24 protein-coding genes and 2 tRNA genes are annotated in these 24,575 nt (G+C 67.6%); 11 read left to right on the top strand and 15 right to left on the bottom strand.

From position 1 onward, the window contains the following. Positions 1 to 445: 445 nt before the first annotated feature. Genes GKO32_RS31270 through GKO32_RS31280 form a run of 3 tightly spaced genes read right to left on the bottom strand, consistent with a single transcriptional unit; the run spans position 446 to position 3,563 of the window. Positions 446 to 1,588, bottom strand: coding sequence for a DegT/DnrJ/EryC1/StrS family aminotransferase (locus tag GKO32_RS31270; RefSeq protein ID WP_154760515.1), 1,143 nt, complete (start codon positions 1,586 to 1,588; stop codon positions 446 to 448). Further along, positions 1,585 to 2,580: an SDR family NAD(P)-dependent oxidoreductase gene (locus GKO32_RS31275; RefSeq protein WP_154760516.1), complete on the bottom strand. Its 996-nt coding sequence runs from the start codon at positions 2,578 to 2,580 to the stop codon at positions 1,585 to 1,587. The genes GKO32_RS31270 and GKO32_RS31275 overlap by 4 nt, the downstream gene beginning before the upstream one ends. Continuing rightward, entirely contained in the window at positions 2,580 to 3,563 is a 984-nt protein-coding gene (locus tag GKO32_RS31280) for a sugar phosphate nucleotidyltransferase (RefSeq protein WP_376766016.1), read from the bottom strand. The genes GKO32_RS31275 and GKO32_RS31280 overlap by 1 nt, the downstream gene beginning before the upstream one ends. Here GKO32_RS31280 and GKO32_RS40310 point away from each other — a divergent pair. The 7 genes from GKO32_RS40310 (at position 3,459) to GKO32_RS31310 (ending at position 9,621) form a co-directional block, all read left to right on the top strand. Beyond that, positions 3,459 to 3,716, top strand: a complete 258-nt coding sequence (locus tag GKO32_RS40310; RefSeq protein WP_312868876.1) for a hypothetical protein — start codon at positions 3,459 to 3,461, stop codon at positions 3,714 to 3,716. The two genes, GKO32_RS31280 and GKO32_RS40310, sit on opposite strands and share 105 nt — an antisense overlap. Before the next feature lie 122 nt (positions 3,717 to 3,838). Beyond that, complete coding sequence (locus GKO32_RS31285) at positions 3,839 to 5,221, top strand: transcriptional regulator (protein ID WP_154760518.1); 1,383 nt, start codon at positions 3,839 to 3,841, stop codon at positions 5,219 to 5,221. A gap of 502 nt (positions 5,222 to 5,723) precedes the next feature. After that, positions 5,724 to 5,813 (top strand) — tRNA-Ser (locus tag GKO32_RS31290). A 231-nt stretch (positions 5,814 to 6,044) separates the two neighbouring features. Then, entirely contained in the window at positions 6,045 to 6,305 is a 261-nt protein-coding gene (locus GKO32_RS31295) for a hypothetical protein (protein ID WP_154760519.1), read from the top strand. Further along, positions 6,306 to 6,554 carry a hypothetical protein gene (locus GKO32_RS31300; protein ID WP_154760520.1) on the top strand — a complete coding sequence of 83 codons (249 nt, stop codon included), beginning with the start codon at positions 6,306 to 6,308 and terminating at the stop codon, positions 6,552 to 6,554. Then, on the top strand, positions 6,554 to 9,262 hold the full coding sequence (locus GKO32_RS31305) for an FtsK/SpoIIIE domain-containing protein (RefSeq protein ID WP_154760521.1): 2,709 nt from the start codon (positions 6,554 to 6,556) through the stop codon (positions 9,260 to 9,262). Before GKO32_RS31300 ends, GKO32_RS31305 begins: the two co-directional genes overlap by 1 nt. Beyond that, positions 9,262 to 9,621, top strand: a complete 360-nt coding sequence (locus GKO32_RS31310; protein WP_154760522.1) for a hypothetical protein — start codon at positions 9,262 to 9,264, stop codon at positions 9,619 to 9,621. The genes GKO32_RS31305 and GKO32_RS31310 overlap by 1 nt, the downstream gene beginning before the upstream one ends. Position 9,622: 1 nt before the next feature. Here GKO32_RS31310 and metK read toward each other — a convergent pair whose 3' ends face one another. From metK to GKO32_RS31335, 5 genes are all read right to left on the bottom strand, one after another. Next, positions 9,623 to 10,801 (bottom strand): methionine adenosyltransferase, encoded by a 1,179-nt coding sequence (metK, locus tag GKO32_RS31315; protein WP_312868877.1) that lies wholly within the window; start codon positions 10,799 to 10,801, stop codon positions 9,623 to 9,625. A gap of 84 nt (positions 10,802 to 10,885) precedes the next feature. Continuing rightward, positions 10,886 to 13,267: a DUF8508 domain-containing protein gene (locus GKO32_RS31320; RefSeq protein ID WP_312868879.1), complete on the bottom strand. Its 2,382-nt coding sequence runs from the start codon at positions 13,265 to 13,267 to the stop codon at positions 10,886 to 10,888. Positions 13,268 to 13,421: 154 nt separating this feature from the next. Then, positions 13,422 to 13,508, bottom strand: a tRNA-Ser gene (locus tag GKO32_RS31325). A gap of 25 nt (positions 13,509 to 13,533) precedes the next feature. Beyond that, positions 13,534 to 13,992, bottom strand: coding sequence for a nucleoside deaminase (locus GKO32_RS31330; protein ID WP_154760523.1), 459 nt, complete (start codon positions 13,990 to 13,992; stop codon positions 13,534 to 13,536). Continuing rightward, positions 13,992 to 14,474 carry a tRNA adenosine deaminase-associated protein gene (locus GKO32_RS31335; RefSeq protein WP_154760524.1) on the bottom strand — a complete coding sequence of 161 codons (483 nt, stop codon included), beginning with the start codon at positions 14,472 to 14,474 and terminating at the stop codon, positions 13,992 to 13,994. Before GKO32_RS31335 ends, GKO32_RS31330 begins: the two co-directional genes overlap by 1 nt. 48 nt (positions 14,475 to 14,522) lie before the next feature. Between GKO32_RS31335 and GKO32_RS31340 the strand changes: the two genes are divergently transcribed. Beyond that, positions 14,523 to 15,776 (top strand): M20 metallopeptidase family protein, encoded by a 1,254-nt coding sequence (locus tag GKO32_RS31340; RefSeq protein WP_154760525.1) that lies wholly within the window; start codon positions 14,523 to 14,525, stop codon positions 15,774 to 15,776. Between the two features lie 21 nt (positions 15,777 to 15,797). Continuing rightward, entirely contained in the window at positions 15,798 to 16,751 is a 954-nt protein-coding gene (locus GKO32_RS31345) for a prephenate dehydrogenase (RefSeq protein WP_312868883.1), read from the top strand. Between the two features lie 41 nt (positions 16,752 to 16,792). On the opposite strand, the gene GKO32_RS31350 is transcribed toward GKO32_RS31345, so the two are convergent. Next, positions 16,793 to 17,020, bottom strand: a complete 228-nt coding sequence (locus GKO32_RS31350; protein WP_154760526.1) for an antitoxin — start codon at positions 17,018 to 17,020, stop codon at positions 16,793 to 16,795. Positions 17,021 to 17,084: 64 nt separating this feature from the next. Between GKO32_RS31350 and GKO32_RS31355 the strand changes: the two genes are divergently transcribed. After that, positions 17,085 to 17,525 carry an SRPBCC family protein gene (locus GKO32_RS31355; RefSeq protein ID WP_154760527.1) on the top strand — a complete coding sequence of 147 codons (441 nt, stop codon included), beginning with the start codon at positions 17,085 to 17,087 and terminating at the stop codon, positions 17,523 to 17,525. On the opposite strand, the gene GKO32_RS31360 is transcribed toward GKO32_RS31355, so the two are convergent. From GKO32_RS31360 to GKO32_RS31380, 5 genes are all read right to left on the bottom strand, one after another. Continuing rightward, on the bottom strand, positions 17,522 to 19,909 hold the full coding sequence (locus GKO32_RS31360; protein WP_246245008.1) for a CHAT domain-containing protein: 2,388 nt from the start codon (positions 19,907 to 19,909) through the stop codon (positions 17,522 to 17,524). The genes GKO32_RS31355 and GKO32_RS31360 overlap by 4 nt on opposite strands. A 249-nt stretch (positions 19,910 to 20,158) precedes the next feature. Further along, positions 20,159 to 20,638, bottom strand: coding sequence for a carboxypeptidase regulatory-like domain-containing protein (locus tag GKO32_RS31365; protein WP_154760528.1), 480 nt, complete (start codon positions 20,636 to 20,638; stop codon positions 20,159 to 20,161). Further along, a complete protein-coding gene (locus tag GKO32_RS31370) occupies positions 20,635 to 21,240 on the bottom strand; it encodes an RNA polymerase sigma factor (RefSeq protein ID WP_312868881.1) in 606 nt (201 codons plus the stop codon). The genes GKO32_RS31365 and GKO32_RS31370 overlap by 4 nt, the downstream gene beginning before the upstream one ends. Before the next feature lie 261 nt (positions 21,241 to 21,501). Beyond that, the gene (locus GKO32_RS31375; RefSeq protein WP_154760529.1) at positions 21,502 to 22,149 is read right to left on the bottom strand and encodes a hypothetical protein; all 648 of its coding nucleotides are present in this window, start codon (positions 22,147 to 22,149) and stop codon (positions 21,502 to 21,504) included. A gap of 25 nt (positions 22,150 to 22,174) precedes the next feature. Beyond that, entirely contained in the window at positions 22,175 to 23,323 is a 1,149-nt protein-coding gene (locus tag GKO32_RS31380; protein ID WP_154760530.1) for a C1 family peptidase, read from the bottom strand. Between the two features lie 204 nt (positions 23,324 to 23,527). Here GKO32_RS31380 and GKO32_RS31385 point away from each other — a divergent pair, with 204 nt between their 5' ends. Further along, positions 23,528 to 23,881, top strand: a complete 354-nt coding sequence (locus GKO32_RS31385; protein WP_208024602.1) for an SRPBCC family protein — start codon at positions 23,528 to 23,530, stop codon at positions 23,879 to 23,881. Here the strand turns inward: GKO32_RS31385 and GKO32_RS31390 are convergent. After that, the gene (locus GKO32_RS31390; protein WP_154760532.1) at positions 23,864 to 24,499 is read right to left on the bottom strand and encodes an NAD(P)-dependent oxidoreductase; all 636 of its coding nucleotides are present in this window, start codon (positions 24,497 to 24,499) and stop codon (positions 23,864 to 23,866) included. The genes GKO32_RS31385 and GKO32_RS31390 overlap by 18 nt on opposite strands. Positions 24,500 to 24,575 lie beyond the last annotated feature (76 nt).

The raw sequence follows: 24,575 nt of genomic DNA on the forward strand, positions 1-24,575 counted from the left end.
CGCGCCAACCACGCGACCCTGGACGGCCGGCACCTCACCGCAGTTTTCACCGAACTATGGGAAATCTACACCCAACTGGTCAACGGAGTGCCGGTAACCGCAGAACCCGGCACACTCCCCGAATCAACGGAATGATTCCCCGTCAAAAGGGAACATCACCGACAGCAGCGCCAGGACAGCAGACCACCTGGCTCGACGGTCCTCAATCACCCACCAGCGAGACCGAGTCCCGCCAAGACCGGCCAACACAGCCTGAACGACTGGCATTGGGTCCAGGCCCGACAACGCGCCCAGCCCGGCACCGTTTCGGCGGCGCCATTCTGGTACTCATTCGCGGTGTCGAAAAGATTGGTATCGCCGGTGTGCCCGCCATAGGTCAGTCAGCTCGCCTAGGCTGATGCGGGAGACCTGAACACCACAGGTGCCCAATCGGCGGTACTCCATCTCATCTCTTCAACCCAGCATCGGAGATGGATGCGACCAACGCGTCGGCCGTGAGCTGTTGCTGTGAGAGGGAAAGGCCCGCCGAGCTGGGCAATGACAGGCCGCGCCGATAGATGTGATCGGCGACGTCACCGCCCAGGCGGGCGCAACCGACATACGGAGCTTGCACGTGCAGGGGCGGCCACACACGCCGCGCTTGGACCTCGCGGCCAGAGAGCGATTCGACGAAGTGGTCGCCGTCGGCTTGTTCGTCCAGCAGGACCGAATACAGCCAGTACGTTGGCCTCGCCCAGGTCGTGCTGGGAGCGGGGGAGACGGGAAGTCCGGTCAGCAGCTTGTCGTAGCGGGCTGCGATCGCGCGTTTCGCTGCGACACGGTTGGACAACCGTTCCAGCTGGGCGAGGCCCACGGCGGCAGCAAGGCTGTTGAGGCGGTAGTTGTAGCCGACCGCATCGTGACGGTAGCCCGGCCCCGGCAGCTTCGCCTGCGTCGTGAGGTGCCGAGCCGCGGCAGCACGGTCCGCGTCGTCCGTGGTGATCATTCCGCCGCCACCCGTGGTGATGATCTTGTTGCCGTTGAAGGAAAAACACCCGAACTCGCCGGCGCTACCCACCTGTCGCCCAGCCAGCGGACCCTCCAGCCACGACGCGCCCAGCGATTCAGCGGCGTCCTCCACGATCGGGATCCCGAACTCCTCGCGCAGCGCCAGTAACGGCTCCATTTGCGCCGGATGCCCAAGGACGTGCACGATCTCGATCACGTCAGGAATCCGTTCACCGCGCTTCGCGCGCCGAACCACTTCCTCGTACAGCAGCTGCGTATTCATGTTCCACGTCGCGGACTCGCTGTCCACCAACAGGATGTCCGCGCCCGTATATGTCACGGCGTTCGCTGAGGCGATGAACGTCAGATCCGATACCGCGACCAGCTTTCCCGGGCCGGCTCCAGCGAGTCGCAGCGCCACGTGCAACGCCGCCGTGCCGCTCCCGCACGCAACCGCGTGCGCCGAACCGACCGCACGCGCAAACTCACGCTCGAAGCGTTCAACCAGGGGGCCAACCGACGATAGGTACCCGCTTTCCAGACATTCCAACAGGTATTCGCGTTCGTTGCCATCCAGTACCGGCTCAGCCAAGGGAATCATCGCTGATACCTCAGGGCCCGATGCCGCACCACCCGAGCCTCCAACCAGCGCGCGGTCTCCGCAATTCCCTTCGCCAGGTCGAAACGCGGTTCCCAGCCGAGCGTTTCCCTTGCTCGGCCGGGATCTGACAGCAATACGTGCACCTCGCCGGCCTGCGGCCGAATACGGCTCTCGTCAACCACGACCTCAGCGTCCGCCCCGGTGGCCTCGCAGCACAGATCGAACAAATCGCGGACTGACACCGCGTTGCCGGTACCGAGCTGTACCAGCGAACCCGGCGCGATCTCGGCCTCTGCCATCCGCACGAACCCTTCGACGGTATCTGCCACATATGTAAGATCACGCCGCGGCGAAAGGTTGCCGAGGCTCACCTGCTTCGCGCCCGCCAGCAGCTGCCCCAAAATGGTCGGCAGAACTGCGCGTGCCGACTGCCGCGGGCCGAACGTGTTGAACGGCCGGAGCGTGACCACTGGTGTCCCGAAGGACCGCGCGAAGCTTTCGCACAGCTGGTCCGCAGCGATCTTCGTCGCGGCGTATGGCGATTGCCCACGCAGTGGGTGTTTTTCGCTGATCGGTACCGTTTCCGGCGTTCCGTATACTTCACTGGTCGAGGTGTTGACCATCCGCACCTCTCCGGCCTCGCGCACCGCTTCGAGCACGTTCAGAGTGCCCATCACGTTCGTGTCCACATAGGATGACGGAGAGATGTAGCTGTACGGAATCGCGATCAGCGCAGCAAGGTGGAATACGATATCCACGCCGCGCACCGTGTCTTGTACGAACCGGCTGTCCCGCACGTCACCGAGCCGCACATCGATATCGTCCACCCTGGATGATTCGAGTTCGTCCAGCCAGCCGTAACTGCCGTTGGAGTTGTAGACGCACAAGGCCCGAACCGACGCGGTTTCCGACAAGAGTCGCTCTACCAGATGACTACCGATGAATCCGTCGGCCCCGGTTACCAGCACACGAGACCTCGATAACCGGCCCATCACATCTGCCCTCGAGCCTCGGCAAGCTCGGCAGGCCGCCCGATATCCTTCCAGTCCCTCAACTGCCACAACATGACACGTTCTTTCCGTTGGAGACATTCGGTGAACAGATCCGTGATCGGGAACAACTGCCCGGGCGGGATCCGCGACAGCAAATCAGGTTCGATTACATAGATCCCCGCGTTGACCGGCCACGAGTGGGTCGGTTTCTCCACCATCCGCACGAGCGCATCGTCACGGGCCTCCATGACGCCGAACGGCACCTGGTGTTCGTAGGTGCTTACCGCGATCGTCGCGACAGCGTTGTACTCGCTATGAGTTTCCAACATTTCCCGTACCGAGAACGCGGTGATCAGATCGCCGTTCATCACCAGAAGCGGCGCTGCCGAACGGTAACCGGAATCCGGGAGGAGCCCGAGAGACCCACCGGAGCCGAGCGGACGATCCGTATCCTCCCGTAGGTATTCGATGCGACAGCCGAACTTGCTGCCATCGCCGAAGTGCTTCTCGATGATGTCGGCGAGGTAGTTGACCGAGATGAAGATGTTGCGGATTCCCGCCCCGACCAGATGCAGCACGAGCCGTTCCAGGATGGGCCGCCCAGCCACGGGCAGCATGGGTTTCGGCACGTCCTTTGTGAGCGGGGCCAGCCTTTCCCCACGTCCTCCGGCCATGATGACCGCCCAGTTTTCCAACTCCGGCATGCCGACGATCTCTTCCTCGATGTGCAACCCGGCCAGCATCCCCTTCGCATCTACGATGGGAATCTCGGACACCCGCAGCGCACGCATGAGGTCGAGCACTTCGGCGCGGCCGTCATCGGGACCAACCGTGACGGTCGGCCTTCTGATAAGGCGCGCCACCGTACTGTCCAGGTCGTGACCGCGGAGCAACGCGCGCCGGATGTCGTTCTCGCCGACCGCGCCCGCGAGTCCACCATCGCCGTCGACTACGAAGGCAGTGGTCAGCCTGTGCCGGTCGATGACCGAGAGCGCTGTCCTGATCGAGGCGTTCCGACCGATCATCAGTTCGGCAAGATCAGTGTAATTCTTCACCATCGGCTCCCCAAGTTCGGACTCGAACCCAGGCTGCTTCTGGCCGGCTTTCGCAGCCAGGGGACGAGTTCCTCCTGGTAGGACCCCTTGCGCGAAATCGCCAAGACTGTGCGCAAAGCGGACAGCCGTGGTATGTGCGGCGGGGTTAGCGTCGGTGGCTCGCAGAGCATCGAAGACGCGAATCCGAGGAGCGACGAGCGATCATGGAAGTTGACTTCAACCAACCGATCTCGCAGGTCATCCGTGCGGCCCGGCGCCGGCGTCAGCTCAGTCAGTACTCGCTCGCCAGGGAGCTCGCGACAATCTCCGGCCGCCCGACGATCACCCGTGACCTGGTCGCTCGCTGGGAGCGCGGCCACCAGATCCCCCGCCTCGGTACGCGACAGTGGCTCGCCGTCGTTCTCCAGGTACCGCAGGAAAAACTCGATGTCGCGGCCGCCGCGTCGCGCAGGCGCAGCCGACTCGGGCACGCTGTCGTCACGGAAAACGCCCCCGCCGGGCCTGGGCCGGCGAGACGTGCCCAGGGCACCCCTCCCCTGCTACCCGTCTTCCGATCTCGCGTGCAGGCCGGCATTCTCGCCGCCACGCTCCTGAACCCCGACCGCTCGTTCAGCCTCACCGAACTCGCCGAGCACGCGGGCAGTTCGCTTGCCAGCGTCGACAAGGAAAACAAGCTTCTCGAGAAGGCCGGCATCCTGACGAGCCGCCGCGAAGGCACTATCCGGCTCATGCGTGCCAACAGCGACGGCGGGCCGCTGGCGGGACCGCTCACCGAACTCATGCGCCTCACGTACGGCGTCCCGCAAGTCATCGGCGAAGAGTTCGGGTGCGTGCCCGGCGTGGTCCGGATTGTGCTCGGCGGCGTGTGGGCCGACCGCTTCGCCGGCATCGCCGGGCCCGCCCCGGAAAGCATCGAGTTGCTGGTCGCAAAGCCCGCGGGACGTCCGCTCGATTCCCGTGCGCTCGCGACCGCCGCCCGGCGTACCGAGGAACGCCTCAAGCGCCCCGTGCATTTCGCGGTCGTTTCTGCGGAACCGGAACCCGACACGCTGCAGATTCCGCGACAACGCCCTGGCCATCCCGTCGTCGAGGTCTCCCCGATCCGGCCACGCGTCGCGCCGCAGATCGCCGGCGTCGAGCTGGACGGTCAGGAAATCGTCGCCCAATTGCTGCGCGTCGGCCAGCTCGAAATGGCCAACGGACCCGCCGCCAACAGCCAGCCGTTCCTGGAGCTCGCCGCCAGGCACATCACCTCCGCCGAGCAGCTCACGGAGACGTCGCCGGATTCGGCATTTCTCTTGCTGTGCCAGGCCACGCAGCTGATCGGCTCGGGGATGCTGGCGCAGCAGGGCTTGCGCATCTCGTCGACCGCGCCGGAGCATGTCCTCGGCACCGTCGTCGCGGCGCAGTTCGGACACCAGTTCTCCCAGGTGGAGGCGCTTCGCCAGCGGGCGAAGGAACTGCAGACGCCGACCAGCCGGGACAGTCACGTGATCTCCAGCGAGGCGAAGACCTACCTCGGCACGGTGCGATCACTGCTTGCGACCGCCACGGAGGTGATGCCTAAGCTGGGGCTGTTCAGTTGAGGGCGAGAACCAGATCAACCTGATACGGCAGGGCATCACTGGGATCGCAGTTCATCAGCAGGTCATCGCCGACCTCTGTGCGCTGTTCCGCCCACCGGATACCTTCGAGGACGTACCCGTTGAGCGGTCGGCCTGGAGATGAAGGCGGTGAGCGTATGGGCACAGTTCCCACGCACCGTGTCCTCGCGATATTGCGGGCAGTGGCAAGCGGCGGCGCCGAAATGACATGCAGCTGCGAGCCCGACTTGTTCATTGACGGCCTCGCCTGCTGTGATCAGGCGACAGCCCGGTTCCTGGCGCACTCTGGTCTGATCCAAGCCTCCCGGCCCGGCGCGATTGGCCAGCGCGTTCCCGTTCGGCTCACGGCGGCCGGTCACGCCGCTTTGGGCAGGAGCCCACTCGAAGCCGCCTAAATTCAAGTGGAACCGAAGCGCGGGGTGATCGCGTCGGGACCTTCCCCCAGTCTCAACCGCCTGCATACCGCCCGTGTACGCTCTTCCACGGAGGATTGGCCGAGCGGCCTAAGGCGCACGATTGGAAATCGTGTTGGGTGTTACAGCCCTCACGGGTTCGAATCCCGTATCCTCCGCCAGCTAGCAGGCGGAACGCCGGGTAGTCCGATGATCGGATGCCCGGCGTTTTGCTGCGGTGGGGCCCCCAGGCGCACCTCCGACGCCGCGAAGCCACCCGAACAGGCGCACTACCAGCGCCGCTCTCACCTGAATAGCCTAGTGCGTTCCCTGCGCGGTACTACCGATAGTTTTACAAGGGTCGCCACCACGGCGACCACGTAGCTCGACAGACCCGAGGAGAACCCGCGCCGATGGCCGGAGTGGAAGAGATCCGAGCAGGGATCGCGATGGCGAACGAGAAGTGCAACGCCAGCGTCGCCGCCCTGCAGCAGGCCGCCCAGGCGCTCCAGGAGGCCCAGCAGATCCTGGGGCAGGTTACCGCCGGTAGCACCCAACCCGAAGTGACTCAGGCGAACGGCTTACTGGCGGAGGCCGTCCAGGGGATCAACGGTCAGCAGAACACGATCCAAGCCGCCGTCTCATCGGCCGAGTCCTACTCCGCCCGGCTGTAGATGTACTCCCTGGGCGAGCTGCACGCGCAACTGGCCGCTTTCCGTGAGAAACTGGCGGAGGCAACCGGACACACCAACCGTGCGCTGGAGCTGCTTGATGAGGCACGCGAAACGATCGTCACCGCGTTCGAGCAGGCGGAGCCCTGGCTACCACCCCAGCTCGCCGCCGCCGAGGAAAGGCTCCGCCATGACGCCGAGCGGCTCGCAGCCGCCGACCAGCTGGTGACCGCCTACCAGGCAAGCCTCTGATGAAGTTCGCCAAGTCCAGCGCGCAGCGCGGCCGGGTCTTGACCGCGCTGAACGCGATGCGCCAGCAGCTCGGCCTCGTTCTCGGCGCGGCGCAGGGCGCGCGCGAAGCCGCCGAAGCCGAGCTGGACCGGGTCAGGCTGGAGCAGCGGATCGTCCGTGCGGGCGTCAGCAACGCCACTCCCGAAGACCTGCGACATCCCGCGCTGGCCGGGGTCCGCGAGCAACTGAACGCCGTGCAAGCCGCGTTCTACGCCGACGCCGCGACGGTGCCCGGCCGCCTGCGTCAGCTCCTCGCCGAAACCGCACCCGGACCCGCGAGCCGCCCGCCGAGCGACTGGCTCGGTCGCCCGGCTACCGAAAAGCTCGTGGTACCACCGCTCTGGCGCATCGGATCGTCCACTGTGGACGACAGTGGCGCCTTCCCGGTCGCCGTACCACTGCTCGACGAATCGCACCTGGCGATCACCACCGCGCCGAAAACCCGTGCCACAGCTGAATCGCTCGTCGAAACGCTACTGCTGCGGGTGCTCAGCAGCGTGGAGCCCGGCGCGGTCCGCGTGCACCTGTGGGACGTCGGCCAGCTCACCGCCGTCCTGCCCAACCTGTACCCGCTCAGCCGTACCAGCGCGATCACCATCTACGACCCCGCCCGCCTGGACGATCTGCTCGACGAGCTCGCCGGCTACATCCGCCGCACGCACGCACAAACCATGCAGGCAGGCCATCATTCCCTGCGCAGCATGCGCGAATCCCTGGGCCAGCGCACTGAACCGTGGCGCATCGCTGTGTTCTTCGGCAACGGCGAGGACTGGACGCGCGAACAACTCCGTGAGCTCAAACGCATCGCGGGCGGCGCACTCGCCGCCGGGATCTCGCTCATCGGGGTGGACCTGCCGACCATGTTCGGCGGTGGCGTCGAAAACATCCGCCTTCTCGACGAGCACCACGCCGTGTCCAGCATGACCGGCGGCGACATCACCATCGACCTCGATCCGCCGATCCCGCCCTCCGCCGTCAGCAGCGCGGCCCACCGGCTCGCGGACGCGCTGATCGCCAAGCAGGGCGGGCCCCGGTCGTTCCCCGATCTGCTCCCAGCCGAGCTGGGACAGGAAAGTTCCGCCCGCGAACTCCGCGCACCGGTCGGGTTCTTCGAGGGCGACCCGGTCGAGGTGGTCATCGGTGACGGGACCCCGCACGCGCTGATCGGCGGCCCGAGCGGCTCGGGCAAAACGAACTTCCTGTACGCGCTCCTCGGCAGCCTCGCCGCCCGCTACCCGCCCAGCGAGCTGGCGCTGTACCTCCTGGACTTCAAAGAAGGCGTGTCGTTCGCGGGGCTCGCGCCCGGCCGTCGCGACGCCAGCTGGCTGCCGCACGCGCGGCTCATCGGGGTCAACGTCAACACCGACCGCGAGTTCGGGCTCGCGTTGCTGCGGTTCCTCGCGGACGAGCTGCGGCGGCGGTCGGCCGCGGCGAAGGAACATGAGGTCACCGACCTTGCCGCGCTACGCCAGCAGGATCCGGACGGGCACTGGCCGCGGATCGTCGCCGTCATCGACGAGTTCCAGTACCTGTTCGCCGGCCGCGACGCGGTCACCAACCAGGCGACCGCACTGCTGGAGGACATCGCGCGCCGCGGTCGCGCGCAAGGCATCCACCTCATCCTGGCCAGCCAGGACATCGCCGGGATCGACGCGTTCTGGGGCAAACCGGCGGTGTTCGAGCAGTGCACGCTGCGGATCGCGATGCCGAAGGCACGGCGCGTCCTCGCCGAGACGAACAATGCCGCGGTGGCCGCGCCGAAATGGCATGCCGTCGTCAACCACGACTCCGGTATCGCGCACGGCAACCAGCTCGCGCACGTACCCGATGCCAGCGGCCGCGATATTTTCTCCTCCCTGCAACGAAAACTGTGGGAACAGTACGCCGACGAGCACCAACGGCCACGCCTGTTCGACGGGGCACACTCCCCGATACTCGAACACGTCCCGGCGTTCGCCGCGCTCACGCCAGGCAGCAGGCCGCGAGCACTGCTCGGCCAGTCGATCGACGTCGAGGACACGGCGTGCGCGGTGGAACTGTTCAGCGCACCGGGCCGCAACCTCGCGGTGCTCGGCACCGCCGCCGCCGAAGCATTGTCCATTATGGATGCGGCCGCGAAGTCGCTTGCACGGCAATATCATCCGCACGAAGTCGAGTTCCTGGTGTCCTGTTTGGTCGATCGGTGCGCACCGCCGGTGGATCACCTGGTGCAGACGCTCAAGGCGGAAGGCCATCTCGTCGAGGTATTGCACGAGGAGGAGCTCGGCGAGCGGATGGCCAAGCTCACCGAGGAACCGTCGGCGCACACCCGGATGCTGTTGCTGTACGGCGTGGACTCGGCATTGCCTTTACTGGAAGCGAAAAAACCGGGCGAGCTGAAGAGCGGGCTGGACCATTTCCGCACGGTGCTCAAGCAGGGCCCGACGAGGAACGTGCACACGCTCGGCTGGTGGCGCAGCACGGCGCGGCTCAAGGACACGCTCGGCTTCACCGGCACCGACGACATCGGTGCCTGGGCCGCACTCGATGTGCAGGGCGCCGAGTTGAGCCAGTTCGCCGCCGGTCAGGTCGTGCCGTGGTCGCCGCGACCCGGTCGTGCCCTCTTCTTCGACCGCAGCACACATGTCACCCCGGAAGTGATGATCCCCTTCGACCGCCCGGAGTACTGATGGATTCCCCGGCCATGCGCTACAAGGAAATCATCGGGCTCGCCGCGAAGGCTGCCGAGGAACTGCGGGCCTGGGAGCTGCGGCGCGCGCAGGAGCTGGAAAACGAGATCCTGGCCGCGGAGCAGGCCGTTGCCGAGGCCACGCAGCGCGAGCAGCGCACCGCCCAGGTCGCGCACAACTGGTGGCGCATGGCCGAAGACAACGTCTCACGGCTGCCATGGCTCGAGGTCGCCGAAGGACCGGAGCCGGCGACCAACGCGCGTGGTGCCTGGCTCGACCGGTACCTCAACGAACTCAAGCCGATATACCAGGAACTCGTGGATTCCGTGCTGTCACTGGGCTGGCGCGCGCGGCGCTGAGCTACACCAGATCCTTCAACGCACCCGCGCGGTCGGTCCGTTCCCAGGGCAGATCCAGATCCCTTCGGCCGAAATGGCCGTACGACGCGGTTTGTGCGTAGATCGGGCGCAGCAGGTCCAGATCACGGATGATCGCCGCCGGACGCAGATCGAACACCTCGTTGATCGCCGTCTGAATCTTCGCCGGCGAAGCCTGTTCCGTACCAAAGGTTTCCACGAACAAGCCCACCGGGGCAGCCGTCCCGATCGCATACGCCACCTGGATCTCGACGCGCTCCGCCAGCCCGGCCGCGACCACGTTCTTCGCCACCCACCGCATCGCGTACGCCGCCGAACGATCTACTTTGGACGGATCTTTGCCGGAGAACGCGCCCCCGCCATGCCGCGCCATCCCGCCATAGGTGTCAACGATGATCTTCCGGCCGGTCAGTCCGGCGTCACCCATCGGCCCACCGACCACGAACCGGCCCGTCGGGTTGATCAGGACCTTCGGGTCTTCGGCCGTCAAACCCAGCGAAGTGATTTCGGGATCGATCACCTGTTCCCGCAGATCCCGCGCCAGCATCGTCTCCAGGTCGATTCCGTCCGCGTGCTGGCTGGAGATCACCACCGTGTCCAGCCGCACCGGACGGTCACCCGCATACTCGATGGTCACCTGCGTCTTGCCATCCGGCCGTAGATACGGCACCACACCGCACTTGCGCACCTCCGTCAGCCGCCGCGACAACCGGTGCGCCAACGCGATCGGCAGCGGCATCAACTCCGGCGTGTCCGAGCACGCGTACCCGAACATCAGGCCTTGGTCGCCCGCGCCCTGTCGATCCAGCTCGTCCAGGGCGTCGTCCACACGCGACACACCTTGGGCGATATCCGGCGACTGTGCACCAATCGCGACATTCACCCCACAGGAAGTGCCGTCGAAACCCTTCGCCGAGGAGTCATAACCGATTCCGAGGATCCTGTCGCGCACCAGCGCCGGAACGTCCACATAGGCCTCGGTGGTCACCTCACCGACGACATGCACCTGCCCGGTCGTGATCATCGACTCGACCGCGACCCGGCTGCGCGGATCCGCTGCCAGCAAGGCATCCAGGATCGTGTCGCTGATCGCGTCACACATCTTGTCGGGATGTCCCTCGGTCACCGACTCACTGGTGAACAACCGCCGGTCTGTGCGCACGGTGCCTTCTCCTCATTTGCGGATGCCGTCGCTCAAGGATCGGCCAGGGAGCGAAGTTGTTACACCTTCTCGCCTGCCGGACGGTCAGCCACGCGGCCGGAAGCGGACGATCTGCGGATCGTGATCGGACGCTTGCGCAGCGAATTCGGCGTTGACGTGCACGATGTCGTAATCCATGCCGTGGGGGTCCTGCGCGGTCAGTATGTGGTCGAGCACCTGGGAATTGCCCTCATACACGTAGCTGTAGCGCTCCCCGGCGGGCAACGTGTTGATCAGGTCCGTCAGCTTCCCGCCCGTGGTAAGGGTTTCCAGCGCCGGCGAGAACTGGTAGTCGTTCAGGTCACCGGCCACGATCACGTTCGCACCGCGATCGTCCGCGAGCAGCTGGTCGACGAACCCGCGCAGCACCCGCGCCTGGTTTCCGCGCTGCACCTCGGAACTCCGGGTCGGCGGCTGATACCGGCCGTGCGTGGGCTGGTCACCGCCTTTGGAGTTGAAGTGGTTGGCGATCACGAACACCGTGCGGCCACGGAAGACGAACTCACCAGCGAGCGGTTTGCGACTGTCGGTCCACGCCTCGTTGGCCGGATCGATCCGTCCGGGCGAAACGGACAGGTGCACCTTTCGATGGTCCTGGACCAGGGACACCGGAGTGGTCGCGTCACCACCTGGACGATCCACAAAGGACACGCGATCCGGGTTGAACAGGAAGCCGACTCTGATGTTCCCGCCCGGCTCACCTCCGTCCTTGCCTTCCCGCGGATCGATTTCGCGCCACTCGTAGCGTGGTCCGCCCGCCGCGACGATCGCGTCGGTGAACCTTTGGAGAGTCTGGTCGGCCACAACCACGCCGTCACCGTTCCCGCCAGCACCGTTGTTGTCCTGGATCTCCTCCAGCGTCAGGATGTCCGGAGAGGACAGGTTGTCGACGATCCCGTGTGCCAGCTGGTCGAACTTCTCCTGAGTGTCCACAGCAGACAGATTCTCGACGTTGTAAGTGGCGATCGCGAGCTCGCCCGGCTGTTGCTTGCGGGTGACCTCCCTGGCGATCCCACCACTTTGGACACTGCCGAGGACGTTGGCCTGCAAGGTATAGCCGCCGAACTGGTCGTACTCGACGGGGCCCGAGGTGACGCCGGTCAGCTTGTCGCCGGTGTTGACCACCGGGAACGGTCGCTGCGCGTAGGGAATCAGCGACTCGATCTTGAGCACACCCATGTTCGGCTTGTCGTATCCCAGGTACAGCGTGCCGCCGCGGCTGGTCGGGTTCTCGGTCGGTTTTGTCGTGACGTACAGCTCGTTGTACTGCGTGGTCGGGCCGACTACCCGCGCGTCGCTGATGCTGACGCTCTCGCCTTCGTGGGCCTCCCAGAAGTCCAGCGAGTACTTGGCCGGCTCCAGTGGGAGGCTCTCGATATTGCCACCCGACTGCGGTGCGAGACTGTCGGGCACGGTGTCCGACGTGAGCACAGTTGGCGCCGGGATGGGATTTCCGCTCGACTGAACCGTCCACTGTGGATCGGTCAGCTCAGTGGCCGACTGGTAGTTGGAGTCAGTCGGACTGTCCGGGTAGAACTCGCTGACCGTGCCCGAAACCGTGACGGCGTCGCCGACGGCGACCGTGGGCGTGGTCGATCCGGTGAAGATCTGCAGGCCTTCGCTGGTGCGCGGATCGTTGTCCGGCTGGGGGTCCGTGATCCAGAAGCCACGAGCCGAACCGAACGCGCGGGTCGCGGTGACGATCCCGGTGACGCCGGCGACCTTCTTCCCCTTGAGGGGCGAAACCCTTGTGGTGCCTTGGATATCGTGGACTTTCGCGCTGACCGGAGGGGTGCCACCACCTGAGGTCTCGCCCTTGCTGTTGACCGGCGTTGGCGGACTGGCGGTGAAATCGGCCGCGTTGTTGTCGGTGTCGGCGCCGGTGCGGGAGACGGAGGTGGTGTTGCTCGCGGCGGGCGCGGGAGCGATCTCGCGAACGGTCGCGGCGCCATAGCCGACGAGGTCGTGGATCGCTGGGTCGGCGGCGCAGTCGGCCGCGGCGAGGCAGGTGAGGGCGGAGGTGGCGTGCACGAGCGCGACGGTCCCGGCGCCCGCGGCGAGCGCGATGCCACCGGTCGCATCGGGGGTGGGCAAGGCGACGGCGCCACCCGATCCGGTGGACTCGGCGACCAGGTACCGCGCACCGGGCGCGACGGTGCCGGTCAGGGGCGTGACCTGCCATTTGCTGGACGCGCTCGGCGAGGCCGGCAGGTACTGCACGCTCCAGCCATCGAGGCTCAGCGCGGTGCGGCCGGCGTTGGTCAGCTCGATGAAGTCGCTGGTCAGCGTGGCGCCGACGTTGCCGCCGCCGCCGTAAACCTCGCCGATCAGCAGGTCGGCACTGGGCGCGGCGAGCGCCACCGGCGCAGCGGCGACAAGCCCGGCCGCAGCCAGGACGGCGAGCACACCTGTTCTTCGAGAGATCACGCTCGGTTCCCCTCAGTCTCGATCAGTCGAGACATCGTCCCTCGAACTGGTGAGACAGGGGCAGACCGGACCGTAACAACAGGTAACGGTTGGCATTCTCGCCGGTCAACAACGAAAACGCCGGCCCCCTCCGAGAGAGAGCCGGCGCCGAGAGCGGTAGCGGTGGGATTTGAACCCACGGACGGGATCAACCGTCACACGATTTCGAGTCGTGCTCCTTCGGCCGCTCGGACACGCTACCGCCGACCAGGGTACTGCACCGGCTTTCACGCAGAGCCATCGCCCCGCCGGCCTGCGAAGAACGCCGCCATCAGGGCAGCGCACTCCTGTTCCAGCACCCCGCCGACCACCTCCGGCCGGTGGTTCAGCCGCCGGTCCCGCACGACGTCCCACAGCGAACCGACCGCACCCGTCCGCGGCTCCCACGCGCCGAAAACCACCCGCGAGATCCGCGCGAGTACCAGCGCGCCGGCGCACATCGTGCACGGTTCGACCGTCACGGCGAGCGTGCACCCGGTCAACCGCCAGCCGTCGCCGTGCACGCGGGCGGCCTTGCGCAGCGCCAGCACCTCCGCATGCGCTGTCGGGTCCCCAAGTTCCTCGCGGGCGTTGTGCGCAGACGCCAGCAAGTCACCGCCCGGCCCGAACACGGCGGCACCGATCGGCACGTCCGGGCCCGCTTCCCTGGCCGCGGCCAGTGCGGCGCGCACCAGGTCGGCGTCCATCAGATCTCGTCGAGCAGCGCGCCGAACTCGTCCGCGAACCCGCATCGTTGCGCGATCATCTGCATCTGCTCGTCCGGATACAGGTCGACCTCACCCGCGATCACCTCGAGCTCCGGCGCGGGCAAACCGACATCCGCCAGGATCTCCAGGTCGCCCTCCGGCCAGATCGACTCCTCCGCATCATCCGGGAAGTCGACCCGCAGCACGTCGAGCACATCCGCGGCGATGTCATAGTCCAGCGCCGCCGTCGCGTCCGACAACAACAACGACGGACCGCGCGGGCTGGGCCGGACGATCACGAAGAACTCGTCGTCCACCGCCAGCAGCGCGAACACCGCACCCGTCGAACGCAGCTTCCCCAGTGCGGTGATCGCCGCATCCAGGTTGGTCAGCGCATCGGGTTCCAACGCGCTGCACCGCCATCTGCCGTCCTCACGGACAACAGCCACGGCGAACCCCGCGACCGGCTCCTTCACCGACATGCGCACACCGTATACCTGCCCGGGACGAGGATGGGTCAGTATCGACCCATGACCGGACCGACCGACCTGCCCTCGCTGCCCGACGCCCGGTTCGCCGGGCTACTCGCCGAGGCGCAGGCGCTGCAGGCGACCACCGTCGAGTTGCGGCGCGACATCCACCGTCACCCCGAACGTGGCCTCCATCTGCCGCGCACCCAGGCGGCTATCCAGCGCGCGCTCGCCGATCTGCCGCTGGAGATCCGGCTCGGCAAGTCCACGACTTCGGTCACCGCCGTCCTGCGCGGCACACAGCCAGGACCGTCCGTGCTGCTGCGCGGAGACATGGACGCGCTCCCACTCCAGGAGGACACCGGCCTTGAGTTCGCTTCACTCGAAGCGGGCACCATGCACGCCTGTGGTCACGACGCCCACGTCGCGATGCTCGCCTCCGCCGCCCGCTTGCTCGCCGCGCACGTGGACGAGCTCGCCGGGTCCGTCGTGTTCATGTTCCAACCCGGCGAGGAGGGGTTCCACGGCGCGCGGCACATGATCCACGAAGGGGTGCTGGACGCGGCGGGCGAACGTGTCGAACGCGCGTTCGGGCTGCACGTTTCGGCGAATATCGCCTCCGGCCGGCTGGAGACCCGGCAGGGACCGATCATGGCGTCGACGGACAACTTCTTCGTGCGCGTCATCGGGAAAGGCGGCCACGGTTCCGCCCCGCACCACGCGATCGACCCGATCCCGGCCGCGGCGGCGATGGTCGGCGCGCTGCAGACGATGATCACCCGCCGGGTCAGCGCGTTCGACCCCGCCGTGCTGTCGGTGACCCGGATCGCGGGTGGTACCACGACCAACATCATCCCGGAGACGGCTGAGCTGGAAGGCACCTTCCGGACCCTGTCCGAACGCACCAGGGCGCTGGTGCGCGAGGAGCTGCCGAAGGTGTGCGAGGCCATCGGCGCGGCGCACGGCTGCCGCGTCCAGCTCGACATCGAACCCGGCTATCCGGTGACCGTGAACGACCCGGTGGAGGCGGACCGGGTGCTCGAGCTCGGCCGCGAGGTACTGGGCGCGGAACGGTCGGCACCGATGCCGGCACCGATCATGGGTGGCGAGGACTTTTCCTATGTGCTGCAACGGGTTCAGGGCGCCTTCGCGTTTCTCGGGGCCTGCCCGCCCGGCACCGATCCTGACGAAGCCGCGGCGAACCACTCCAACCGGGTACTGCACGATGAAAGCGCTTTCCCAGTGGGCGTCGCGATGTACACGGCGTACGCGCTGGACGCGTTGCGTACCCCACGGCGATCACTGGCAGGATGACGCCCCGTGCGAGACGTATGCGTGATCGGACTGGGGTTGATCGGCGGCTCGCTGCTGCGCGCGGCTTCCGCGGTGGGGCGCGTGACCTGGGGCGCGACGGCATCGGAAGCCGACGTGACCGCGGCCGCGGCCGAAGGCTTCGACGTGTCTGCCGACGTGGAAGCGGCCCTGCGGCGAGCGGGTGAGCAGGACGCGCTCGTCGTGCTCGCCGTACCGCTCACGGTGATCGATGACGTGCTGCGCAAGGTCGGGTCGGTCGCGCCGCGCTGCCTGCTGACCGACGTCGCGAGCGTCAAGTCGTCGGTGCTGACGTCGGTGCGCAGGCTCGCGCCGCAAACACGATTTGTCGGCGGGCACCCGATGGCAGGCACGGCGGAGTCGGGCTGGCGCGCGGGGAACGCGGCCCTGTTCGGCGGCGCGGCGTGGGTCGCGTGCGTCGAGGAGGACACGGAGCTGGCGGCGTGGGCGGAAGTCGCGCGGCTGGCCCTGGACGTCGGCGCGCACGTCGTGCCGCTGACCGCGAAAACGCATGACGAGGCGGTCGCGCGGATCTCGCACCTGCCGCATCTGCTGGCGGCGGTGCTCGCCGCGGTCGGTGCCGACGGCGGGCCGGTTCCCATGGCGCTCGCCGCCGGCTCGTACGCCGATGGGACGCGGGTGGCGGGCACGCGGCCGGAGCTGGTGCGGGGGATGACCGAAGGCAACCGCGAGGCGCTGCTGCCCGTGCTCGACGAGGCACTCGGCCGGCTCGGCGCGATGCGCGGCTCACTAGCCTCGACAGGCGGGCTGGCGGCGACGATCAATGCCGGACACAAGGGTGCGCAAGCGCTTGCGGAGGCCCGCGACGTCACGCCGACCGGGGTGCGGGTGAACCTGAGCGCGCCCGACGCGCGCGAGGGCCTGCGCGCCCTCGGCGAGCGTGGTGGCCGCATCACCGCCGTCGCCGATGACACCGCCATCGGCGAGGTCGGCTGAACCGCCCCGGCACACGATCAGCCGAGCCGGTGGAATGGCGCCTACTGCGAGCCCGGGCCGCCGGGGGATGACGGGCCTTGGTCGCCGCCTTGGGATTTGTGCAGGAAATCCTTGGCCTTGTTGCTCACGTTGTCGATCTTGTCGGCGTGCTGGCCCAGCCGTGACTTCGCGAAGCCGCTGGCCTTGTCGATGCCCTGCTCGATTTTGTCAGCGTTCTGGTCCAGCGCGTGCTGCGCCTTCTTCTTGATTTCATCGAAGTTGATGCCCATCTGTCCATCGAACACCGGATTGGCCGCTCTCGCACCGCGACAGCACCTGCCTGAGAATGGGCCGATGCCGACGAGGACGTTCTCATTCGAGGTCAAACGCACCAGTTCCGCGCCGCCGGGGGTGTTGTTCCGGCTCGAGACCGACGGGGCGCGCTGGTCGGACTGGGCGAAACCGCTTCGCTCCCGCTGGGAACGGTGGGCCGACCCGGTCGGCGGCGTCGGTGCGATCCGCCGCGTCGGGCTGTTTCCCGTGCTCATGTATGAGGAAACGATCGAGTACGAACAGGACCGTCGCCACGTCTACACCTTCGCCCGCCTGGCACCCGTCCTCGATTACCGCGGCGAAGTGACCTTCACTCCTACCCTCACAGGCGGCACCGACCTACGCTGGCGCGGTTCGTTCCGCGAGCGCTTTCCCCACACGGGCCCATTCATCCGCCATTTCCTGTCCGGCGCGATCACGATCATTTCCGCTCAACTGGTGCGCGCCGCCGAGCGCGGCTAACCCGCGCCGAGGCACAGGAAAGGCCGTCGCAACGGGTCGGCGGCCGTCGCCTCCGCCAATGCCAGCGCCGGAGACGTGCCCTTTGCCAGCAGGCGATGCAGGTCCGTCATCGTCTCGGCAGCCGCCTGGTCACCGACGCGCGAAACCGCACCGACGATCGTCCTCGACCCGCCCGCCAGCAGCGCACCCGCGAAACCCAGCGCCTCCTCGCCCGGCCGGACGTGACTCATCGCCAGCTCACACGCAGCGAGCACGACACGCTCCGGCGGCCGCCGCAGTCGCGTGGTCTCGTGCGCGAACAGCGGGCCGTCCACCAGGTCCAGCCGGGAGAACAACGCGTTCGCCGGCTCGTGCGCGCCGTGCGCGACCAGATGCGCAAGCCCCGAACCGTCCAATGCGGACAGTACCGTCGAGCTCGTCGCATCCGGGCCGTCGACCAGGGTGGCCTGCGGGTACACCGAACACAGTTCCCGCACCTCGCCGATCGCGCCCGGCACACCCGGCCCGCCGACGAGCACCACTGGCTCCGGCTCACCTTGCGTGGCCGCGCCGCACCACGCGGTCGCCGACGGGGCGATCGACACCGGACGTCCGCGCAGGGACGGCAAAGCCGACCAAGGCAAGGCATACAGCGGCCCGAACGGCACGATCACCAGCTCCCGGTCCCCGATCGCATCCGCGAGCGGAGCCACCAGCAACCGGTCGAGCAACTTCGCGCGTTTTTCCGCGGACTGGGTCACCGCGACGACCAATGGAGCCGGCAGGTGGTCGGGCGCCAGCACGTTCAGATCCGCATGCAGCTGCCTGGTGACCTCGACCGTCTCGTCAAGTGGCCCAAGGGAAACCAGCCGGAACCGGCCATCACGCACGACGAGCGCGGACAGCCGGTCGCCGTACCGGGTGAGACTCACCAGTACCCGATCGCCGAGCGCTGCGGTCACCTCGTCCGGGGTCGCGACCGGGCGCGGGCGACCCCACGGGCTCGTGTACCAGCCGAGCCGGCTCGCCTCCCGTTGCAGCCGGACATAGCGTTGCTCCAATGTGGACACCGGCTTGCCGTCGATCCGGTTCTGCTGGGCGATGCGCTGCACGTGCCGCATCTCCGTGATCAGCCGCGCCAGCACCGGATCGGCGATCTCCGGCAGCGGCTCATACCGGTAAACCTGCGCCCGGGTACGCTCCTGCCACGCGAAAACCCTTCTGGCACCGGCATTTCCGCGCGCACGATCAAGTACCAACCCGACCGCGAGACGGCCGAGCTCCTGCCCGTGCACCGCCGTGCCACACACGAGGTCCAGTCCACCCATCCGGTCGCGCACCCGGCTCAGCTCAGCGAACCCCGCCCGCGCCTGCGCCAACGCGGCACGCGAATTCCCTTGTGCCACAGCGAGTTCCGCGCGACACAGCCGTAGCAGCATCACGTGGTCGATCGGGGTGGTCTGGCGCGGCCTCGGAATCCGGGCCAGTAGCTCCTCTGCGGCGTCGACGGCGCCACGCCGCAGCAGAAGCCGCACCGCGAGCAGCCGCGCCACCGACGCTTCGTCGCGCAACCCCAGTTCCGCCAACCGCACCGCGTGCTCGGTGAGCTGCGTGGACAGCCGTGCCGGCGGCCGACGACCGGCGTCCAGTACCGCTGTCGCGTTCGCGCGCAGCTCGGCGAGCGCGGCGACCTCGGCCCATCTTTCGTTGCCGCGCCGGAGAAACCGGCGATGCGCGGCGGCGGCGAGGCGCCGCGCGAGCGGGAAATCGCCGTCGAGAATCGCGGCGGCGGCACGCGCCACCTCCGCCTCGGCGACATCCTGGATCGCGCGGTTGCGCCGCAGTTCCGGCAGCGCATCGTCCAGCTGCCGCGCCGCTTCTTCGGCGAGCCCGGCGGTGAGCAACGCGCGCCCCTGGTCCAACCGCAACCGCGGCAGCCAGCCCGGGCTCTCCGCGTGGTAGATCCGCGCCGCCTGCTCGTAGTAGTTCAGTGCCGCCGGGATGTCCCCGACCAACTGGGACTGGTCGCCGAAGTTGTGCCGCGCCTTGCCTTCGATCCGGGTCAGGCCGTGCCGTTCGGCAAGAGCTATACAGTGCCGCAGATCGGACAACGCCGCGTCCGGGTTGTTGAGGCTCATGTGGACCAATGCGCGGTTCATCACGTTGCGTGCCAACGGAAGCGCGTTCTCCTCGGCGTCGTAGGCGAGCACCGGAATGATCTCGTCGAACAGCGTGAGGGCTTCGGTGAACCGCCCGATCCGGGTGAGCACAAGGGCACGCTGCGCGCCGATGAGCGCACTGAGTAGGTGCGGCGCGGCGCTTTCCGGCAGCAGCTTCGGCAACGCGGCGGCGTCGTCCAGGTGGCCTAGACCAGTGGTCGCCGAGCCGACCTCGGCTTCGGCCATCGCCAAGCTGATGAGCACGCGGGCGCGCAGCCGCACCCATTCGGGTTCGACGCATCCGCCCAGGGAATCCAGGAGTTTCAGCGCCCGGTTCAGCAGCCGGACGGCCTCCACGTTGTGGAGGTTCCCGGACGCGTCAGCGGCCCTGGCATGCAGGCGCGCGGCACGTGCGAGAACGCGCTCGAGTTCGCGGGAGCCTGCCACACCACCTATCTGAGCACACCGCGCCACTCAGGCATACAGGCGGTGAGCTCACAGCACCACGGCCGGGGTCACCACGGTGCGGTTGCTCGCCGCGCCCCCGACGGAGATCACGATCTGTGTGGTCCCGCGTGGCACGTTGTCCAGCACGAATCGCCCACCCTCGTCACACACCGTGGACTCCGAACCATGCCCGGCGACCCGGACCTCGACCCCGTGCTCACCGGCCGGGACGAGCCAGCCGTCGATCCGGTGCCGCTGGCCCACCCTGGTCAGGTTGATCATCACGGTCAGATCGCTGACCGTGAAGGTGATCGTACCCTGGTCAACGGTGCTGCGGACCCCGGCGAGCTGCCCCGCCCGCTCCCAGCGGGCCACCTCGACGTCGAGATTCTCCAGCTCCAGTGCGAACTGGACCCGTTCGACGAGGCCGGCCGGCGGTGAATCGCAGGCCGCCAGCACGCGGCCGAGATCAGCCAGCAACGCGTCGTCGTCGGGGTGCGCCCTCCCCGGCACCTGGATCTCGTTCATGCGCTGCCCCCTTCGCTGTCCAGCATTTCGCGCATCGTCTTCAGGCAGCGGCCACGGTTGGGCCCGATACTGCCCCGCGGCATCCGCAATGCCTCAGCGACAACCCGGTACTCCGCGCGTCCGGAAAGCACCGTGAGCCGCAACAGTTCCTGGCACCGCTGCGGAAGCTTGCCGAAGGCAACCCAGATCCGGCGGTCCCGTTCGGTGCGCAATGCCTCGGCCTCGGGTCCGGGCAGCGTGCTGAGCACGGTCTCGGCCATTTCGTCGGTCAACGGGACGGGCGCCTGCTTCCGGCCGTTCGCACGTTGCGCCTCGTGGCGGGCCGTGGTGACGAGCCAGCCCGCAAGCGCCTTGGGTTCCCGGAGCTGGTCCAGATGACTGAGCAAAGCGAGCCACACCGTCTGCACGACGTCCTCGGCCGTGTGCCGGTCCAGCCCCTGGCCACGCGCGACATTCCACACCAGCGGCGTCAGCTCGGCGACCAAGCGGTCCAGGCCGCGTTTGTCCCCTTCGCGGGCGGCATGCAGGCACGCTTCGAACAGCTCGGGGCCGCGCAGCCCCTCCCAAGGAGGGTCCGCTTCGGCGGTGTGGACGCCCGTCACCCCAAATCGCCCCGCTCTCCGTGGATTCTCCCCACCAACCGAACGCAGTATCCCGCTTACGTCGGAAGAGAGGAACCTATCCGCCACCAGATACAAACATCACCCATTCGACGTAGGCCTTTCCGCCAGATATGCGCCGGCCGGTGTCGGCGAACGTCGACACCGGCCGGCTCCCCCTGTAGTCGTCCCCCCGTCTTGGACGACCACGGGATCAGTGGTGGCCGGCGGCCCCCTCGGCTGCCGGCCACCACTAGCTGGACATCACACCAGTAACTGGTCGATCTGGCCGTACGCATTTTCGTGGAAGGAGACGGTCAGCCCGTTCGCCTTCGCCAGTACCGCGAGCCCGGTGAGCGGGCTGCGGCCGGTTTCGACCGCGGCGAGCTGCTTCCAGCCCAAGCCCGCGATGAACGCCCACACGCCGGGGCGCACGCTCGAGGACCACAGCTGCGTGATCAGCCGGTTGCGGATCCACAGGCCGGTGGCCTGCACCGTGCCGTTGGCGGTGTGCGGCGCGGGCCTCGGTGGCGTGTTGGGATCCCAGGCGCCGGTGGGCGGTGGGGTATTCGGGTCCCACGCGCCGGTGGGCGGTGGGGTGTTCGGATCCCAGGCACCAGCCGGCGGTGGCGTGTTGGGATCCCACGCGCCGGTCGGCGGCGGGGTATTCGGATCCCAGGCACCAGTCGGCGGTGGAGTGTTCGGATCCCACGCGCCCGTGGGCGGCGGGGTGTTGGGGTCCCACGCACCAGTCGGTGCCCCGGGCGGCGGTTTGTTCGGGTCCCAGGCACCAGTCGGTGCACCAGGGGGTGGCTTGTTCGGGTCCCACGCGCCGTCCGGAGTGTCGAGGTGGGTGGGTTCGGGCTCGTCGTCAGGGCCGGTGGCCGGGTTCTGCGTCTCGCTGGTGGTCATCGCTGCTGCTCCCCTGCTGCGCGAATCAGTAAGTGGTCTGGACCATTAATAACTCGTCGTTCACTACGTACGGGACGACGGGATGCCCGCCCGCCCGCGCGTCGGCGAGCAGCGCGAACTGGTTCGCCCCACTTGCCCCTGCGGAGAGCCTGGTCCACCCCAGGTCCTCCAGAAAAGCCCATCCGCGCGCCTCCTGCGCCGACGCGAACAGGCCGAGCGCGCGTTGTGGCGATAGCCACGCGCGCAAGGTGGTGCCCGTGCAGCCGATCGTGGTCGGCCGCTCCTCCGGATAGTCCTCTATGTACGACTCGCCGTACGCAATCCGGAAGTAGCCGTCCTCTCCCCAGCCGGTGCCCCATGAGTTCTTCGCGATCCAGCAACCCTGGTCGTCGTCCCAGCCGACGAGCGCGACACAGTGGCCCCCCTTCGTCTCCTCCGTGGTGTGCCGGTAAACGCCGCCCGTGTAGTGGAAAAAGTCCTCGTAGACCACCATGCACGTGGTGACTGGCCCGTATCCGTAGATGTGGTGCTTGATGCCCGCCGGATCCCGGGTCAGGTCGACCATGTTCTCCGCGTGCACGACGCGGTTGTGCCAGTTCGGGTTCAGGGAACCGGCACCGTTGTCGTGGTAGGGCCAGTAATCCTCGAACGTGACCCCGTTCGACATGCAGTCGCCCAGCAGGTCGTCCGGCCACGTGCCGTCCTCCCCGCTCAACTGCTTCTGGGTGGCCTGTCCGAAGTAGAGGTGCGCTTCGGACAGGTCCAGATCCAGCCGCGCGGCCCGCCGGGTGTACGCCGCCGTCCCCTCCAGCACGGCGATGACCCCGAACGCGGTGCACGAACCGCGCTCCCCCTGGTCCTTCACGGGCGTCGTGTAGTCGCCGTCGCACGTTCGCCGCAGATCGAACGCCCGCGGTAGCTCGGACGTCGGCGCGCGCAGTGCGGTGCACTTCTGCCCGGCGGTCCCGAGCGCGGCCTCGGCCATCCGCCCTGGCAGATCTGCCCTGGCTTCGACCGCGGCCGCACTCGGGGCCGGCACCCCCAGCCGCACCGCACGCGAGCGGCCCCCCAGCCTGCTCAGCAAGGTCTCCCCCGCTTGCCACGGATCCCCAAGCGTGGCAAGGGAATCGCGGATTTCCGCGATTTCTTCCTCGCAAGAGCGTTCGGAGCTCATGCGTCCTCCATCGGGGGGCGTGTCCGGCTACCGCTCCTATGACGCGGTAGCGGGTGTCCCAGATACACACCGGCAGGATCTTTTTGTAACCCGCTGGTCGGACGCCGAACTTTCACCCGTTCAGCCTAGAGATCACCTACTGGCGGTGTCGTCCGATTCGTACAAGCGGTACCGCCACCGGTCCGGGCACACTGCGGTATGACCATGACCGCGCGGACCATCAGCATCAGCATCGACCGGCCCTACGCCGAGGTCTACCGTTTCCTTGCGGAGCCGGACAATTTCTCGCGGTGGGCGTCCGGAATGGACGCGACCGCGGAGCTGACGACTACGCCACCCAACGAGTTCGGCGTCCTCGATCACACCGTGCACCTGCCTGATGGACAGAATGTGTATGTGCCGATGCGGACCGTACACAACGGAGCGGGCACCGAGGTGCTGTTCACCGTGTTCCGCTTGCCGGACATGGACGACGCCGCGTTCGCCGCCGACGCCGAGGCGGTGCTCAAGGACCTCCGTGTCCTGAAAGGACTGCTGGAATCAGGCCTTGGCGACTGAGACGGCTTGGCGGATCAGCGCACTGTCGCCGGCCGTGCGCAGGACGTAATCGGCGAGGTCGGCGCGGGAGATCGAGAAGCTGCCGCGGACATTGCGGCCGACGCTGCTGGTGATCCGGCCGGTGTGCGGGCCGGTGGTCAACCGTGGCGGGCGGACGATCGTCCATTCCAGACCGCTCGCGGCCACCTGGTCTTCCATCGCCGCCATGTCCGCATAGCCGTCGCGCAGTACGCGGATCAGGATCGGCTTGACGATCCGGCGCGTGAAGACGCCGTCACCTTCGGTGTGCATTCCACTGTTGCTGACCACCACCAGCCGCCGGACGCCCGCGGTGTCCATTGCGGACATGATGCTCGCGGTGCCGTCGCGGCAGATCGTGGTGGGTCCGCGACCGTGCGGCCCGAGCGCGGACACCACCAATTCGCTCCCGCTCACCGCGGGCACGATCTCGTTCGGCACGAACACGTTCGCCGTGACGACTTCCAGCCGCTCGTGCGCCGGTACGTCCAGCCGCGCCGGGTCACGGACGACGGCCGTCACCTGATACCCGAGCGCGAGCCCCTTGCGCACCACCTCGGTGCCGGTTCCGCCGGTCGCGCCGAAAACCGTGAGCTTCATGATCCCCTCCTGGTTAGTGTTCACTCACCAGCTATGGTTAGTGAGTATTCACCCACCGTCAAGCGACGGCTGAGAA

Source organism: Amycolatopsis pithecellobii, assembly GCF_009707865.1.
Classification (GTDB): Bacteria; Actinomycetota; Actinomycetes; order Mycobacteriales; family Pseudonocardiaceae; genus Amycolatopsis_E; species Amycolatopsis_E pithecellobii.